This is a genomic window from Pseudomonas sp. NPDC088444 (genome assembly GCF_044900175.1).
Lineage (GTDB): Bacteria > Pseudomonadota > Gammaproteobacteria > Pseudomonadales > Pseudomonadaceae > Aquipseudomonas.
Genome location: NZ_JBJDNK010000005.1, coordinates 48,295 through 63,326, shown reverse-complemented (window position 1 = coordinate 63,326; position 15,032 = coordinate 48,295). Strand labels below are relative to the sequence as shown.

The window sequence follows — 15,032 nt, the reverse complement described above, 5'->3', positions numbered from 1 at the left end:
TTGTCCGGCTGGCGCTATCGGGCCGTGATGCTCTCGGTGGTCGGTTCGGCGCTGGGCTATCTGGCCTTCTCGCTATGGGGGGGATGGCACGCCGTGGGCGCGGCCGTGGGCGAGGTCGGGCTGGTGGGGATCGTCATCGCGCTGCTCATGTCTTTGGTGAATTACGGCCTGCGTTTTTTGCGCTGGCAGTCTTACCTCAAGGTACTGGGCCACCCGATTCCGTGGCGCCCGAGCCTGAACATTTATCTGGCAGGCTTCGCCCTGACCACTACCCCCGGAAAAGCCGGTGAGGCCTTGCGCGGCGTACTGCTCAAACGTTGGGGCGTGCCGTACCCGCAAAGCTTCGCGGCGTTCTTCAGCGAGCGCCTGTCGGACCTGTTCGCCGTGGTGCTGCTGACCTTGTTCGGTCTGTCGCTGTACCCCGAGGCGATGCCGATGATCGTGGTGGGCGTGGCGCTGGTGCTGGTCGGCCTGCTGGTGCTGTCCCAGCGTCGCTTACTGGAACGCCTGATGGGCGCCGTGCCCAGCGACGGCGGCAAATTGATCGGGCTGTTGCGTCATCTGTTGCAGGTGCTGGTGCATGCCCAACAGTGCCACCGCTTGCGTTTGATGCTGGGCCTGACCGTGCTCAGCGTGGTGGCCTGGAGCGCTGAAGCCTTGGCCTTCGACTGGATTCTGGGCTGGATGGGCGCCGACATTCCGCTGACCTTTGCGGTATTCGTCTACGCCCTGGCGATGCTCGCCGGGGCGATCAGCTTCATGCCCGGCGGGCTGGGCGGTGCCGAGGCGGTGATGGTCGGCCTGCTGGTCTGGAAAGGCATGAACAGCGCCGACGCCGTAGCCGCCACCGTGCTGATTCGCCTGGCCACGCTGTGGTTCGCGGTTGCCATCGGCGCGTTGATGCTGCTGCGGCTCAAGGGTGAAACGGCGTCCGGGCGCGAAGCCCTTCAATAACGTGGCTCACGAGAAAACAGGGACAGGAGTGCAGTTCATGGTGGCAGTGCATTATCGAGCTTCAGTGGTGATTCCCCTGCTGTTGGTGGTCGGGGCGATCCTGGCCAGCTTTCTGGCGTCGAGCGGGCCGATCCAGTGGATGGACAACGGCATGTTCCTCGCCGATGCCGCGCAGGGCCAATATTTCAGCCAGACCCTGACCCCACTGGACCATCCGCTCTACCTGTTCGTCACCACCGCGTTGTTCGCCGGGTTCGGCCCCCTTGTGCTGAGCTTCATGAACTCGCTGCTGCTGATCCCTCTGGCCTGGGCGATTTTTCGTCTGGCCCGAGGCGCGGGCGCCACGGTATCCCAGGCGCTGCTGGCCGTTGCCGCTGCCGTGTTGTGCCATTGCGTGTTCTGGGTCTCGACCAAGGCCGAAGTGTACGTACTGCACACGCTGCTGGTGACGCTGGCCTACATGGTTCAGTTCAACGACAAACCGCGTTTGGGCGTAATGCCCGCGCTGTTTCTCATCGGCGTGCTCACCGGCATGGCTGCTGCGATTCATCAGCTGACCTTCATCGTGCTGTTCCCGCTCTACGTACAGATGCTGTGGCAACACAAGGCGCGCATCCTGATCACCCTGCCCGGTTTTGCCATGGGTTTTTCCGTGGCATTTCCGGGCATCAGCAACGAATTGCACAGCGGCATGAACCTGATCGACATCGGCCATCGCTACCTGATCGGCATCCCCGACACCTCCACCGAACAAAGCTGGCAGGGAGCACTGTTCCGCTTCGACGACATGTGGCACGAAAAGAACTCGGTGGGGCTGCTGTTGCTGTCGCTGATCGGCCCACAACTGGTCGGCCTGTTGCTGTTCCCGAAAAGCCCGACGCTGCGAGTGCTGTGGTGCGCGGCCATGATGAACTTCATCTTCGCGGTCTCTTACAACGTTACCGACCGCTTCACCTTCTTCCTGCCGGGCGCCGTGCTGCTGAGCATCGTCGGCGTGATCCAGCTTCAAGCCTTGTTGCCGCGCAAGGCATCAGGCCTTGTGACGGCGTCTCCCCTTGCCGCCCCGATGACCATACTCGCCGTCTACACCGTGTACGCCAGCGGCGCGATTCAGCTACCGGTGCACAAGGAAACCCTGCCCTTTCGCGACGACATCCACTACTTCATGGCGCCCTACCTGAGCGACCGTTCTGCCGAAGCCTTCGTGCGCAGCTACGAGCAATCGACGCCTGAAGGTTCGCTCATCATCGCCGACTGGACCCCCAACGGCGCCCTGCGCTCGGCCCAGGCCAGCGGTTTGCTCAAGGGCCGCACGTTTGAACTGTGCGAAGAGGTGCAAAACATCGACGGGTATCTGAACGGGCCGGGAGCCTATTTGGCGCGGACCAGTTATTGCGATGCGATTGGTGAGCGGTTTGCGCTGGAGACGTTGCCGTTGGGGTATGAGTTGCGGGTGAAGTAGTGCGCGAGTGCAAGAACGGCATGAATCCTCTGTAGCAGTCCGGCTTGCCGGCGGTGGCGTAGTTGAAATCGCTGCCGCCGACAAGCCGGACTGCTACCGAGGAACGCGCAAGGCTCGAAAACGGACGCCGCTCTCACAGAGAATTGTGCTCGCCGATGCCGTGCGAAAGGCACGGCTCATTCGTCAGGCGCAGGATTATCCTGTCGGTAACTGCGATCTGGCGTATAACCCCAGCGCTTTATTTGCGCCTCCAATGCCTCACTGTGGTAAAGATCCAGGCACTTCAAAAGGTCGAATCGAACGCCTTTCACTTCCGACTCCACGACAGGATTGTGATAGTCACGACTTAAATAATCGGTGACCAGATCCTGAATAGGACGGGTGGCCTGATCAAGATCAAAGGATGTCCAGTCACGCAATGCACTGACACTACTGCCAGCATCCTTGGCGGCGCCGGGGTCGTTCTTGTAGGCGGTGGCGATGCAGGTGGCAAGGACCATATCTTTGTAATTGACCGAATAGGTTCGGCCGCCCGCTTGTGGAGCGTTTCGGATTTGGTCTTGAGCCTGACTGACAGGAGTGAAGATACTTACTATCAACATGGCAACGGCAAGTGGTCTATGTTTGCTCATCGCAAGCTCCAGAAATTCGCTTTGTCCGTACGATACAAAGCCTCTGGCTGGTTAAAGTCGCAGGGATCGTAGATTCGCTGCGATGCAGACCATGCAGAACTGAAAAACGGTCGCATCGTCGGTCATCCTTGCTACTGATTAGGGATAGAACCGACAACCTACGTAAGGATCTGGACTCTCAAAAGAGAGGGGAGAAAATCAGGACTGGGACTACGATATAGCAACCATTTTTCCTACAAACCATGGATTCTTCTCACCGGCATGCCCCAGTCTCAACGAGCCGGGCGCGTATTAGGCACGGACGCGTTATTGCGATGTGATTGGGGAGCGGTTTGCGCTGGAGACATTGCCATTGGGTATAAGCACATTCCTGTAGCAGTCCGGCTTGCCGGCGGTGGCGTAGTTGAAATCGCTGCCGCCGACAAGCCGGACTGCTACCGAGGAACGCGCAAGGCTCGGAGACAGGCGCCGCTCCCACAGCGAATCCGCGTAAGACACGATGATCGACTCGAACACCTCAAGGCTGCCAAAGGGTCTGTTTCCCCTCCAACTTCCGATCCAGAAAACTTGCCGCACTGATCAGCGCCAGATGGCTCAACGCCTGGGGTGTATTACCCAGATGATGACCGTGAGTGTCGAACTCTTCGGCGTACAAACCCAAGGGGTTGGCATAGCGCAGCAGTTGTTCGAACTCCAGGTGGGCCTGTTCGACACGGCCTGCCCGGGCCAGGCACTCGACGTACCAGAACGAACAGGCTACGAACGCGCCTTCGTCGCCGTTCAACCCGTCGCCATAGCTGTCGTCGTTGCGGTAGCGGAAGACCATGCCGTCGCGCACGAGGGTGCGTTCGATCGCGTCAAGGGTCTGCAGCCATTTCGGGTCGCTGGCGCCGACGAAGCGCACCAGTGGCATCAGCAGCATGGAGGCGTCGAGGTTTTTGCTGCCTTTGTGCTGGACGAAATGACCCAGTTCGGGGTCCCAAAAATTCTCCCAGATGTCGTCGTAGATGGCCTGGCGTTCCTTGTCCCAACGCTCGAACGGCGCGGGCAGTGAACGTTTGAAGGACAGCCGCAGGGCACGGTCCAAAGCGACCCAACACATCAGCCGCGAGTGCAGAAAATGTCGATCTTCGCCACGCATTTCCCAGATGCCGACGTCGGGACTGCGCCAGTTTTCGCACAACTCGTTGACCAGCCGTGTCGTGTGTTTCCAGCCTTCGTGAGAAATCGCGTCGCCGTATTTGTTGGCCAGGTAAACGGCATCCAGCAGTTCGCCGTAGATGTCCAGTTGTGTCTGCTTGTACGCTTCGTTGCCGATGCGAACCGGGGTCGCACCACCATAACCGGCCAGGTGGGTGAGGTTTTCTTCCGGCAGTTCCTCGCGACCATCCAGTGCATAAAGTATCCCGAGTTTGTTGGCCTCTTCGCAGCAATCGCCCATACGCTCGCGTACCCAGTGCATGAACGCGTTGGCTTCCTCGGTGTAGCCCAGACGCATGAAGGCGTAGACGGTAAACGAGGCGTCGCGGATCCAGGTGTAGCGGTAGTCCCAGTTGCGCTCGCCACCCTCTTCCTCCGGCAGGCCGAAGGTGGCTGCCGCGACGATGCCACCGTGCTTGCGCGAGGTCAGCAGTTTGAGGGCCAACGCCGAGCGATTGACCGTTTCGCGCCAGCGGCCTCGGTAGTTGGAATGGCGGCTCCAGTGTTGCCAGAAGTCGACGGTGCTTTTCAGGTCGCCGTCGCATTGGCTGGCTTTGACCTGTTCGTCGTCCGCACCGCCGAGCATGAATTCGACAGTATCGCCCTGCTTCATCTGGAACTCGGCAATGGCCGCGTGGCCTTCCAATGCCAATGCCGTGGTGGCCGACAAACGCAAGGCGGGTTGACCGACGGCCTCGAAACGCACGTCTTGGTTGTCCATGCTCGCGCGGGTGTCGGCGCGGCTGTAGTCGTGACGCACGTGGCAGTGCATACGCACCCTCGTCGTGCCGTGACGCGCATGAATGCGCCGCACCAGCCGCGGCAGGTCATTGACGTCAGAGGCAATGGGCATCAGGTCGGTGACTTCAACCACGGCCTCTTCGGCAATCCAGCGGGTCATCAAGACATTGGTTTCAGGCAGGTAAAGTTGCTGGCGCCGTGCATCGGGCAGGATCGGCGCCAACTGGAAGATACCTGCATCCGGGGTGTCGACCAGCGCACTGAAAATGCTCGGGCTGTCGAAATCCGGCCAGCAGCAGAAGTCGATGCTGCCGGTGTCTGCCACCAACGCGGCACTGCGCATGTCGCCAATGATGCCGTGGTTTTCGATGGCGCTTTGTGGCTCTGCTCGTTCAACCATTGTGACGAAACTCCGGATAGAGGCTCATGCCGCCGTCGATGAACAACGTGGTGCCGTGGACGTAATCCGAGGCATCGGAGGCCAGCCACACGACCGCATTGGCGACGTCTTCGGCCTCGCCCACACGCCCATAGGGAATCAGTTGCAGCAGTTTTTTCTCGGCCTCCCCAGTGGTGGCCTTGGTGTTGATCGCCGTGCGAATGGCCCCCGGCGCGATGCTGTTGACGCGAATCCGCTGCTCGCCGACTTCTTGAGCAATGCTGCGCATCAACAGATCGACCCCGCCCTTGGACGCGGCGTAGTTCACGTGCCCTGCCCAGGGAATGACCTGATGCACCGAACTCATGTGAATGATCTTGCCCAGCGCACGGGAAATTTCCGGGCGGATCTGCTGCCTGGCGAATTGGCGCAACGCAGCGCGCGCGCACAGGAACTGGCCGGTCAGGTTGACGTTGATGACGGTGTTCCAGTCGTCGAGGGTCAGTTCGGCGATGGGGGCGTCTTTTTGTAAGCCGGAGTTGGCCACCAGAATGTCGAGCCTGCCAAAGGCCTTGAGGGTCTCGGCGAACAGTCTTTCGACGTCTTCTTCTTTCGAAACGTCGGCGCCCACAGCGAGGGCCTGACCACCCGCAGCGCGGATCTCGTCGGCCAGTTGCTCGGCAGGTTCGGGTTGTGAGTGGTAGTTGATGACCACCGCAGCACCGGATGCGGCCAGGCCTTTGGCGGCGCCTGCGCCCAGGCCGGAGCTGGCGCCAGTGACCAGCGCGACCTGGCCTTTGAGGGAAATCAGCATGGGAAGTCGAGCCTCTGGATGAGCGTTTCAATGCTGACTGATGGGGGTTGGAGTAAGTTCAGAAAACCCCTCTCGACGCTCCTACGCCTTCGCAGAGGCAATTTGACCGCCCTGTCCACGAAACATCCGCTTACGCTGGACGTCAGACAATCGTGATCCATAAACTGTTGCCCATCATTTCTCAGGCTTTGAAGCAGGGTGACGAATGTTGGGCTACGGGGGCGACGCATGAACCGCAATGAACTGCGCAAGGCGGATATCAACCTGATGGTGGTGTTCGAGACCTTGATGCAAGAGCGCAACGTGACCCGTGCCGCCGAGAAGCTGTTCCTCGGTCAGCCCACCATCAGCGCCGCGCTGAACCGGCTGCGGGCGTTGTTCAATGACCCGCTGTTCATTCGCGTCGGCCATCGCATGGAGCCGACGGCGCGGGCCAACGAGATCATTCATCACCTCTCCCCTGCGCTGGACGCCATGTCGGTGGCCCTGAGCCTGACGCGGGAATTCGACCCCGCCAGCAGTGACATGACCTTCCGCATTGGCCTGTCCGATGACGTCGAGTACAGCCTGTTACCTCCGCTACTGCGGGCGATTCGCGAAGAGGCGCCGGGCATCATCATCGTGATCAAGCAGTGCAACTACTGGAATATCTCCGAGCTGTTGATGTCCGGCGAGATCACTGTCGGGGTGTGCCTGACCCGCGAGCTGCCCGCCAATGCCAAGCGCAAATTGCTGCGCAGCATTCAGCCGATGGTGGTGCGGGCCGATGATCGCGCCGAGCCTCTGACCCTCGACGAATACTGCTCGCGGCCTCACGTGGTGGTGTCCCACGTGGCGAACATTTCGAGTTTTGCCGATGAATGGCTGGCCGCAATCGGACGCAAGCGGCAGGCCGTGTTGTCAGTGCCGCAGTACAGCACCCTGCCCGCCTTGATGGCCGGAACGGATTTGCTGTGCAACCTGCCCGATCATTTGACGCTGGCGATGGGCAAGACGGGGTTGTTGCGAGGAGAGCCTTTGCCGTTCATTACGCCGAACCTCGAATTGTCGATGGTCTGGTTGAGCGTGATGGATACCGACCCGGCCGAGCGCTGGCTGCGCAAGCGGCTGGAGCAGTTCATGGGGGATCACAGCACGATACCGCCGGTGCCGTTGGGTTGAGAGCCCCTTTCGCCACCCGGTTGGCTCCCACGAAAACTGAGGCAGACTGAGCATTCACGCCCAACGCAGAACACTGTGGGGAGCCGGCTTGCTGGCGAAAGCGTAGCGTCAGTCAACGGCGAAGTATCTGAACGGACGCTTTTGCCAGCAAGCCGGCTCCCACGGTTGTTACCGCTGCCAGCGGATCAACCAAAACGACCGGTGATGTAGTCTTCGGTCTGGGTCTTGGTCGGCTTGGTGAAGATGGTGTCGGTGTCACCGTGTTCGATCAGTTCACCCAGGAACATGAACGCGGTGTAGTCCGAGCAACGTGCGGCCTGTTGCATGTTGTGGGTGACGATGACCACGGTGAACTGCTCTTTCAGTTCAGTGATCAACTGCTCGATACGACCGGTGGAGATCGGGTCGAGTGCCGAGGTCGGTTCGTCCAGCAGCAGCACTTGCGGACGCAGCGCGATGGTACGGGCAATGCACAGACGCTGCTGCTGACCACCCGACAGACCCTGGGCGTTCTTGTCCAGCTTGTCCTTCACTTCATCCCACAACGCCGCGCCGCGCAGGGCCTCTTCAACACGGTCTTCCATCTCGCGACGGTTGAGCTTTTCATGGTGTTTGACCGCGTAGGAGATGTTGTCCTTGATGGTCATCGGGAACGGCACCGGCTTCTGGAACACCATGCCGACATGGCTGCGCAGGCGGTTCATCGAGTAGCCCGGCGCCAGGATGTTTTCGCCGTTGAGCAGCACTTCGCCCTTGGCTTCCAGTTTCGGGTACATCGAATAGATGCGGTTGAACACGCGCAACATGGTCGACTTGCCACAACCCGACGGCCCGATGATCGCGGTAATGCGTTTTTCGGGAATGGTCATGTTGATGTTCTTCAACGACTGGTGGCCGTTGTAGAAGAAGTCGAGGTTGCGTACCTGGATCTTGGTTTTTTCGTCGGCAAGAGAAAGATTGTTCATCAGGACGCCTTATTGCGCAGAAGAATGAGACGGGAGCTGAGGCTCAGCACCAGTACGAACAGAGTCATGATCAAAGCACCGGCCCAAGCCAGGGAATGCCAATCATCGAACGGGCTCATGGCGTACTGGAAGATCACGACCGGAATGCTGGCGATCGGTTTGAGCAAATCGCCGCTCCAGAATTGGTTACCGAAGGCGGTGAACAGCAGCGGCGCGGTTTCACCGGTGATGCGCGCCAGTGCCAGCAGCACACCCGTGACCACACCGGCCCGGGCGGCACGCAGAACGATTTGCAGGGTCAGTTTCCACTGGGGCACCCCCAGGGCCAGCGCCGCTTCACGCATGGTGGCTGGCTGCAGTTGCAGCATTTCATCGGTGGTGCGCACCACGACCGGAATCACCAGCAACGCCAAGGCCAGAGCACCCGCGAACGCCGAGAAGCCGACACGATGATCGGTCAGTGCACTGACCGGCAAAATCACGGCGGTGTACACGAACAGACCGAGCACGATCGAAGGGGCGGACAGCAGAATGTCGTTGATGAAACGAACCGCGTTACCCAGTTTGGTGTGGCGGGCGAATTCAGCCAGCCAGATCCCGGCCATCAGACCGATAGGCGTACCGATCACCAGGCCCAGGCCCGACATCAGGATGCTGCCGTAAAAGGCGTTGGCCAGACCACCCGCAGCGCCCGGCGGTGGGGTCATCTCGACGAACAGGCGCAGGTTCAGCGCCTCGAAGCCATTGATGATGGTGGTGATCAGAATCCACACCAGCCACAGCAGACCGAACACCGTCGCGCCACAGCTGAGCACCATGGCGAGCTTGTTTTTCAGCGCCCGCATCCGGTACAGGTTTTCGTTGTCGACCTTACTCATACACCCTCCTTGCGCGACAGACGAGACAGCATCAGACGGGCGATTGCCAGCACGATGAAGGTGACGACAAACAACAGGAAGCCCAGCGCGATCAGCGACGAGCGATGCAGGTCGGTGTACGCCTCACTGAACTCGTTGGCGATCACCGATGCGATCGAGCTGCTCGGCATCATCAGCGAGGCCGAGAACTGGTGGGCGTTACCCAGAACGAAGGTCACTGCCATGGTTTCACCCAGTGCGCGCCCCAGCCCGAGGAAAATACCGCCGACCACCGCCGTGCGCGTATAAGGCAGGACGATGTCCCAGACCACTTCCCAGGTAGTGCCGCCCAGTGCGTAGGCCGACTCTTTCAGCGCCACCGGAACGGTGCGGAACACTTCGGTCATGACCGAGGTAATGAACGGGATGATCATGATCGCCAGCACGATACCGGCGGTCAGCATGCCGATACCCAGTGGCGGCCCTTGAAACACCGGACCGATCAACGGCAGCGCACCGAGGTTGTCGTTGATCCACGGGGCCAGGTAGGCCGCCATGAACGGGCCGAACACGAACAGGCCCCACATGCCGTAGATGATCGAAGGGATACCCGCCAGCAGTTCGACCGCTGACGCGATGGGGGTCCGCAACCAAGGAGGGGCTACTTCAGTCAGAAAAATCGCGATGCCGAAGCTCACCGGAACGGCGATCAGCAACGCGAGAAAGGAGGTGACAAGCGTGCCGTAGATCGGGACCAACGCACCGAAATGGCCGTTCACCGCATCCCATTCGGTACTGGTAAGAAATTCGAAACCAAAGGTCTTGAACGCCAGGGCTCCGCCCCACAGCGTCGAACCGGCGATACACGCCAGCAACAGCAGAACCAACAAAGCCGCGCCCAGCATGATGCGCCGGAACCAGGCATCGTGTCGGTGATCGCGGGCCGCTCGTTTTTCGCTCTCGGATTCCACATCCGGAATGACAGCGGACATATATTGGGTGTTCTCAGTCATGTTGGGTCCACTCGAAAAGAAACCCTGTCACCGAGCGCTCGGTGACAGGGGTAAGCCGGATGACGTCGAGTCGTTACTTGAACTCGGCTTTCCAGTAAGTTTCGATCTTGGCAACCAGCTCTTTAGGCAGTGGAACGTAGTCCAGCGACTCGGCGTGAGCCTGGCCGTTTTCCAGGGACCATTTGAAGAAGTCGAAAGCAGCCTTGCTTTCGTCAGCCTTCTTCGGCGTCTTGTACATGATGATCCAGGTGGTCGCAGTGATCGGCCATGCTTCAGCGCCCGGGGCGTTGGTCATGATCAGGTTGAAGTCCTTGGCGCTGGCCCAGTCTGCGGTTGCAGCGGCAGCGGCGAAGGTCTTGGCGCTAGGCTCAACCACTTTGCCTGCAGCGTTCTGCATTTTGGCGTAGGCAATGTTGTTGGTCTTGGCGTAGGCGAATTCCACGTAGCCGATCGAACCTTTGATCTGCTTCACGTAGGCAGCCACACCTTCGTTACCTTTGCCACCCACACCGACAGGCCACTGAACGGCAGAACCTTCGCCAACAGCGGATTTCCACTCTGGGCTGACTTTGCTCAGGTAGTTGGTGAAGTTGAAGGAAGTGCCCGAGCCGTCCGAACGGTGAACGACGGTGATGTTGGTTTCAGGCAGTTTCAGGCCCGAGTTCAGCTTGGCGATCGCTGGATCGTTCCACTTGGTGATTTTGCCCTGGAAGATGTCGGCCAGGGTCTTGCCGTCCAGCTCCAGTTTGCCGCCTTCAACGCCTTCGACGTTCAGGACCGGAACGATACCGCCGATCACGCTCGGAAACTGGCCCAGGCCGCTGGCCTGCAGGTCTTCAGCTTTCAGAGGGGCGTCGGAAGCACCGAAATCAACGGTAGCGGCCTTGATTTGAGCGATACCACCACCGGAACCGATGGACTGGTAGTTAACTTTGTTGCCGGATTTTGTGCTGTACTCGGTCGCCCATTTGGAGATGACTGGGTAGACGAAGCTCGAACCAGCACCAGTGACGTCCGTAGCGTGTGCCATTCCGGTCAGGGCCATCGAAGCCAGCAGGAGCGACAGGCGTGTTTTTGTCAGCAGATTCACGGCAATACCTCAACAAGAGAGTGTGTGTTTGTGGTCGCAGTTGAAGACCCGATGCAGATTTAAAACCCCAAACATTTCTGTTTGATGACAGTCTCTAGACAGCCGCGAAAAGCGACTGGGTTTTGTAGGTATCCGCCTACACGCTGTAAACGCAAAACCCCCGAATTCATTGGGGAATCCGGGGGTTGTCTACTTTTTCCGAAATTAATATCAATGCGCCACATCACGACTGAAAAACGGCCTTCCCAGCCCGCTTTCAGCCTGTTTTGTGACAGTTACATGTCATACGGAGCGCTGTTTCAGGCGCCAGCGCATCATTTGACGGCCACCTCGCTCGCCTCATGTGTTTCGAAGTTTTGCACCGGTGCTTTCTCCTCTGTCACGAAGCTTTTCTGCGGCTGCATGGTGAAGGTCATCAACACGCCGAAGGCAAGTACGCCAATGGAGATCAGGAACGGCAACGCCCAGTTGCCGGTCTGGTCGATCAGGTAACCGGCCAGCACCGGGCTGATGATGGTTGCGGTGGCCGCCGTGCCGTTCATGATGCCGCTGGCGGTTCCGGCGCGATCCGAGGCGATGTCCATGGGCACGGCCCACATCGGCCCGACCGTCATCTCGTTGAAGAACAGCGCCATGGCCAGGAACACCAGCGAATACATCGGTTCGTGGAACATCAGCACCGGAATCAGCGACAACCCGGTACAGGCCATGCACACCGCGACCAGATAGCTGCGGGCAATTTTCACGTTGCCGGTCTTGTGCAGCAGCTTGTCGCTGATCATTCCGCCGAGCAGGTCGCCCACCACGCCAGCAAAAAACACCCCGGAGGTGAACAGCACCGCGTTTTTGATGTTCATCTGGTAGTTGTGCATGAAGTACATCGGAATCCAGCTGAGCATCAGCCAGAGGATCCAGTTGTAGCAGAAGTACACGCTGGAAACCGGCAACATACGGCGGAACAGTCGGCCATAGGTGCCCGGCGCATCGACACGACGGGGTTTGGGGGCAGGCAGTACCGCCAGTTCCTGTTGGGTGATACGCGGATGATCGGCGGGCTTTTCGGTATACGTGACGTACCACAACACCACCCAGCCGAAACTCAGCGCGCCCAATAGATAGAACGAGAAGCGCCAGTCGTAGGCCGTCATCAACGCCGCGACGATCAACGGTGCGCAGGCGTTACCCAACCGCGCCGCCGCGTGGGTGATGCCTTGCGCGAAACCGCGCCGTTCTTTCGAGACCCAGGCGGCCATGGCGCTGGTCGACGCCGGAAAGGTTGCGCCCTCCCCCAGCCCCAACAACATGCGGGCCGCCACCAGACTGAGGAAACCGCCCGCCATGCCAGTCAGCACCGTCGCCGCCGCCCATATAAAGGCACAGACGATGAGCGTGCGTTTGGCGCCATAGCGGTCACTGACCCAGCCGCCAATGAACTGAAACACCATGTACGGGTAAGCGAATGCCGAGAAGATGAAACCCAGTTGTGTGTTGCTCAAGCCCAGCTCGCTGCTGAATTGCCCGGCGGCCGTGCTGACGTTGACACGGTCGACGTAGGTGATGAAGTACATCAGGCACAGCATCGCCATGACGATGGTGGTGGCCTTGGGTTTTAACCTGTTCATGATTGCGGTCCTCAGTGTTCTTTTTGTAGTTGTTCACTTCACTCACGCGCGTATCAGGTTTACAGATTGAGAATCGCTCCCTCGCGATGCAATTCGGCGATCTGCCCGGCGTCGTAGCCATATTCCGCGAGGATTTCCCGGGTGTGTTCGCCCAGTAACGGAGACGGGCGATTGACCTGTTTGGGCGTCTCGGAGAAGCGGATCGGCAACGCGATGCTGCGCGCCGGGCCGGTGACCGGATGATGGGTTTCGACGATCATTTCCCGTTCGAGAATCTGCGGGTGCTCAACCGCCTGTGAGATGTCCAGCACCGCGCCCACGGGCAATCCGGCGACATCCAGCCGCGCGACCCAGTTGTCCGTGGTGTCTTGCACCAGGCATTCGGTGATCAGATCGACCAGCGCCTCGCGGTTGTTCATGCGCAGCACGTTGGTGACAAACCGCGGGTCTTCGCTGATGTGCGGCGCATTCAGCACCTGCAGCAAACGCTCGTAGTTGCCTTGGTTGGCCGCGCCGATGTTGATCCAGCCATCTTGAGTTCTGAACGCCTGATACGGGGTGCTGGTGGAGTTGGCCGAGCCCATCTTCGGCAGAATCACGCCCTCGGAGAAGTAGTTCGCGGCGGGCCAGTACATTTGCTGAAAGCCCGCTTCCAACAACGAGGTGTCGACCACCTGACCCAGTCCGGTCTTCTGTTTATGGGCGTAGGCCGCCGCGATGCCCAGTGCGGCAAGAATACCGGCGTTGATGTCGGCGATCGGCGAACCCGCCTTGATCGGCGCCTGGCCCGGTTCACCGGTCGAACTCATCAGTCCCGACAGGCCTTGGGCGATGAGGTCGAACCCGCCCTTGTCCGCATACGGCCCGGTGCGACCGTAGCCGGATACCGAGCAATAAATCAGCCCCGGATTGAGCTTTTTCAGGGTGTCATAGCCCAGCCCGAGCTTTTCCATGGTGCCCTTGCGATAGTTCTCGGTGACCACATCGGCATCGCTGAGCATACGTCGCAGTACGTCTTTGCCGCCGTCGGTTTTAAGGTTCAGGGCGATGTCGCGCTTGTTGCGGTTGAGGATCATGAACGACGCGGACTCGCCATGCTCCAGGATCGGCGCGAAGCGGCGGCAGTCGTCACCGTCCATTTTCTCGACCTTGATCACGTCGGCGCCCATGTCGGCCAGCATCATCCCGCAGATGGGGCCGGACATGATGTGCGACAGCTCGATGACTTTCATGCCTTGCAATGGACCGGCCATGTCATTTGCCTCCGAAAACAGGGGTGCGTTTGGCCAGAAAGGCCTGGTAACCGATCTGAAAATCCTCGGTGGCGAAGCAGTCGAAAGCCTCGTCGTATTCCTCGGCGCTCAGCGGCGCGGGGTCGAGGCTGCGCTCGACGAACTGCTTGTGCCAACGGGCCACCCTCGGCGCGCCGTCAGCGATGCGGCGAGCGGCGGCCATGGCCTCTTCCTCGACATCGGCATCTGCCACGACCCGACTGACGATGCGTTTGTGCAGCGCTTCGGCAGCACCGAACACGCGGCCTTCAAGCAGCATCTCCAAGGTCACGTCAGGGCCTGCGATGCGTATCAGGCCGCTCATTTCATCGTGGGACATGGCAAGCCCCAGCTTGTTGACCGGCACCCCGAAACGACTCGACTCGCCGCAGATCCGCACGTTGCACAGCGACGCAATGCCCAACCCGCCGCCCACACAAATGCCATGAATCATCGCCACCAGCGGGTGACGACAGTGAGCGATGGTACGCAAGGCGCTGTGCATCACCGGCCCGTAACGCCGAGCCAGCGCCTGATTGCCGCGGTGGGTTTCGAATTCGGAGATGTCATTGCCGGGACCGAAGGCCTTGGTCCCGGCGCCTCGGATCACGATGCAGCGCACGCTGTCGTCGGCGTCGAGGCGGCTGATGGTGTCATCCAGCAGCTTCCACATCGACAGCGTGGTGGCGTTGAGTTTTTCCGGGCGGTTGAGAATGACCGTGGCAATGCCGCCGTCGCGCTGCAAAAGCACTTCCGGCGCAGGGGAAACCTGGCTGTTCATACGAGCACCTTATTATTTTTGGGATACCATTTCGTGTGTTTGGTATCCCAAATATAGGCGTCGATTTTTTATGTGCAAGCGGTTTTTGCA

The 15,032-nt window shown here is 59.8% G+C and carries 13 protein-coding genes; 3 read left to right on the top strand and 10 right to left on the bottom strand.

Annotated elements, in window-relative coordinates; all coding sequences use genetic code 11:
* Window positions 1–27 precede the first annotated feature (27 nt).
* Both ACI2KB_RS11430 and ACI2KB_RS11425 read left to right on the top strand, forming a co-directional pair.
* A complete protein-coding gene (locus ACI2KB_RS11430; RefSeq protein ID WP_404635026.1) occupies window positions 28–954 on the top strand; it encodes a YbhN family protein in 927 nt (308 codons plus the stop codon).
* 37 nt (window positions 955–991) lie between these two features.
* Complete coding sequence (locus tag ACI2KB_RS11425) at window positions 992–2,416, top strand: DUF2723 domain-containing protein (protein WP_404634485.1); 1,425 nt, start codon at window positions 992–994, stop codon at window positions 2,414–2,416.
* Window positions 2,417–2,592: 176 nt separating this feature from the next.
* Here the strand turns inward: ACI2KB_RS11425 and ACI2KB_RS11420 are convergent, their stop codons facing one another.
* The 3 genes from ACI2KB_RS11420 to ACI2KB_RS11410 all read right to left on the bottom strand — a co-directional run bounded on the left by ACI2KB_RS11420 (window position 2,593) and on the right by ACI2KB_RS11410 (window position 6,182).
* Window positions 2,593–3,048 (bottom strand): type VI secretion system amidase immunity protein Tai4, encoded by a 456-nt coding sequence (locus tag ACI2KB_RS11420; RefSeq protein ID WP_404634483.1) that lies wholly within the window; start codon window positions 3,046–3,048, stop codon window positions 2,593–2,595.
* Window positions 3,049–3,565: 517 nt separating this feature from the next.
* Window positions 3,566–5,389: a glycoside hydrolase family 15 protein gene (locus ACI2KB_RS11415; RefSeq protein WP_404634481.1), complete on the bottom strand. Its 1,824-nt coding sequence runs from the start codon at window positions 5,387–5,389 to the stop codon at window positions 3,566–3,568.
* Window positions 5,382–6,182 (bottom strand): glucose 1-dehydrogenase, encoded by an 801-nt coding sequence (locus tag ACI2KB_RS11410; protein ID WP_404634479.1) that lies wholly within the window; start codon window positions 6,180–6,182, stop codon window positions 5,382–5,384. Before ACI2KB_RS11410 ends, ACI2KB_RS11415 begins: the two co-directional genes overlap by 8 nt.
* Before the next feature lie 228 nt (window positions 6,183–6,410).
* On the opposite strand from ACI2KB_RS11410, the gene ACI2KB_RS11405 reads away from it, so the two are divergent.
* Window positions 6,411–7,343: a LysR substrate-binding domain-containing protein gene (locus ACI2KB_RS11405; protein WP_404634477.1), complete on the top strand. Its 933-nt coding sequence runs from the start codon at window positions 6,411–6,413 to the stop codon at window positions 7,341–7,343.
* 185 nt (window positions 7,344–7,528) lie between these two features.
* Here the strand turns inward: ACI2KB_RS11405 and pstB are convergent, their stop codons facing one another.
* The 7 genes from pstB to ACI2KB_RS11370 all read right to left on the bottom strand — a co-directional run bounded on the left by pstB (window position 7,529) and on the right by ACI2KB_RS11370 (window position 14,942).
* Window positions 7,529–8,308 carry a phosphate ABC transporter ATP-binding protein PstB gene (gene pstB / locus ACI2KB_RS11400; RefSeq protein ID WP_404634475.1) on the bottom strand — a complete coding sequence of 260 codons (780 nt, stop codon included), beginning with the start codon at window positions 8,306–8,308 and terminating at the stop codon, window positions 7,529–7,531.
* Window positions 8,308–9,186 carry a phosphate ABC transporter permease PstA gene (gene pstA, locus ACI2KB_RS11395; protein ID WP_404634473.1) on the bottom strand — a complete coding sequence of 293 codons (879 nt, stop codon included), beginning with the start codon at window positions 9,184–9,186 and terminating at the stop codon, window positions 8,308–8,310. The genes pstB and pstA overlap by 1 nt, the downstream gene beginning before the upstream one ends.
* Window positions 9,183–10,178, bottom strand: a complete 996-nt coding sequence (pstC, locus tag ACI2KB_RS11390; protein WP_404634471.1) for a phosphate ABC transporter permease subunit PstC — start codon at window positions 10,176–10,178, stop codon at window positions 9,183–9,185. Before pstC ends, pstA begins: the two co-directional genes overlap by 4 nt.
* Before the next feature lie 73 nt (window positions 10,179–10,251).
* Entirely contained in the window at window positions 10,252–11,268 is a 1,017-nt protein-coding gene (gene pstS, locus ACI2KB_RS11385; protein ID WP_404634469.1) for a phosphate ABC transporter substrate-binding protein PstS, read from the bottom strand.
* Between the two features lie 314 nt (window positions 11,269–11,582).
* The gene (locus tag ACI2KB_RS11380) at window positions 11,583–12,890 is read right to left on the bottom strand and encodes an MFS transporter (protein WP_404634467.1); all 1,308 of its coding nucleotides are present in this window, start codon (window positions 12,888–12,890) and stop codon (window positions 11,583–11,585) included.
* A gap of 59 nt (window positions 12,891–12,949) precedes the next feature.
* On the bottom strand, window positions 12,950–14,143 hold the full coding sequence (locus tag ACI2KB_RS11375) for a CaiB/BaiF CoA transferase family protein (protein WP_404634465.1): 1,194 nt from the start codon (window positions 14,141–14,143) through the stop codon (window positions 12,950–12,952).
* A 1-nt stretch (window position 14,144) separates the two neighbouring features.
* Window positions 14,145–14,942 (bottom strand): enoyl-CoA hydratase/isomerase family protein, encoded by a 798-nt coding sequence (locus tag ACI2KB_RS11370; RefSeq protein ID WP_404634463.1) that lies wholly within the window; start codon window positions 14,940–14,942, stop codon window positions 14,145–14,147.
* Between the last annotated feature and the right edge of the window lie 90 nt (window positions 14,943–15,032).

What these genes read in the sequence shown, in the direction of transcription:
- ACI2KB_RS11420 (WP_404634483.1), bottom strand. Translation starts at nt 3,048, where the DNA reads ATGAGCAAACATAGACCACTTGCCGTTGCCATGTTGATAGTAAGTATC.
- ACI2KB_RS11410 (WP_404634479.1), bottom strand. Translation starts at nt 6,182, where the DNA reads ATGCTGATTTCCCTCAAAGGCCAGGTCGCGCTGGTCACTGGCGCCAGC.
- ACI2KB_RS11430 (WP_404635026.1), top strand. Translation starts at nt 28, where the DNA reads ATGCTCTCGGTGGTCGGTTCGGCGCTGGGCTATCTGGCCTTCTCGCTA.
- ACI2KB_RS11405 (WP_404634477.1), top strand. Translation starts at nt 6,411, where the DNA reads ATGAACCGCAATGAACTGCGCAAGGCGGATATCAACCTGATGGTGGTG.
- ACI2KB_RS11375 (WP_404634465.1), bottom strand. Translation starts at nt 14,143, where the DNA reads ATGGCCGGTCCATTGCAAGGCATGAAAGTCATCGAGCTGTCGCACATC.
- ACI2KB_RS11415 (WP_404634481.1), bottom strand. Translation starts at nt 5,389, where the DNA reads ATGGTTGAACGAGCAGAGCCACAAAGCGCCATCGAAAACCACGGCATC.
- pstB (WP_404634475.1), bottom strand. Translation starts at nt 8,308, where the DNA reads ATGAACAATCTTTCTCTTGCCGACGAAAAAACCAAGATCCAGGTACGC.
- pstC (WP_404634471.1), bottom strand. Translation starts at nt 10,178, where the DNA reads ATGACTGAGAACACCCAATATATGTCCGCTGTCATTCCGGATGTGGAA.
- pstA (WP_404634473.1), bottom strand. Translation starts at nt 9,186, where the DNA reads ATGAGTAAGGTCGACAACGAAAACCTGTACCGGATGCGGGCGCTGAAA.
- ACI2KB_RS11380 (WP_404634467.1), bottom strand. Translation starts at nt 12,890, where the DNA reads ATGAACAGGTTAAAACCCAAGGCCACCACCATCGTCATGGCGATGCTG.
- ACI2KB_RS11425 (WP_404634485.1), top strand. Translation starts at nt 992, where the DNA reads ATGGTGGCAGTGCATTATCGAGCTTCAGTGGTGATTCCCCTGCTGTTG.
- ACI2KB_RS11370 (WP_404634463.1), bottom strand. Translation starts at nt 14,942, where the DNA reads ATGAACAGCCAGGTTTCCCCTGCGCCGGAAGTGCTTTTGCAGCGCGAC.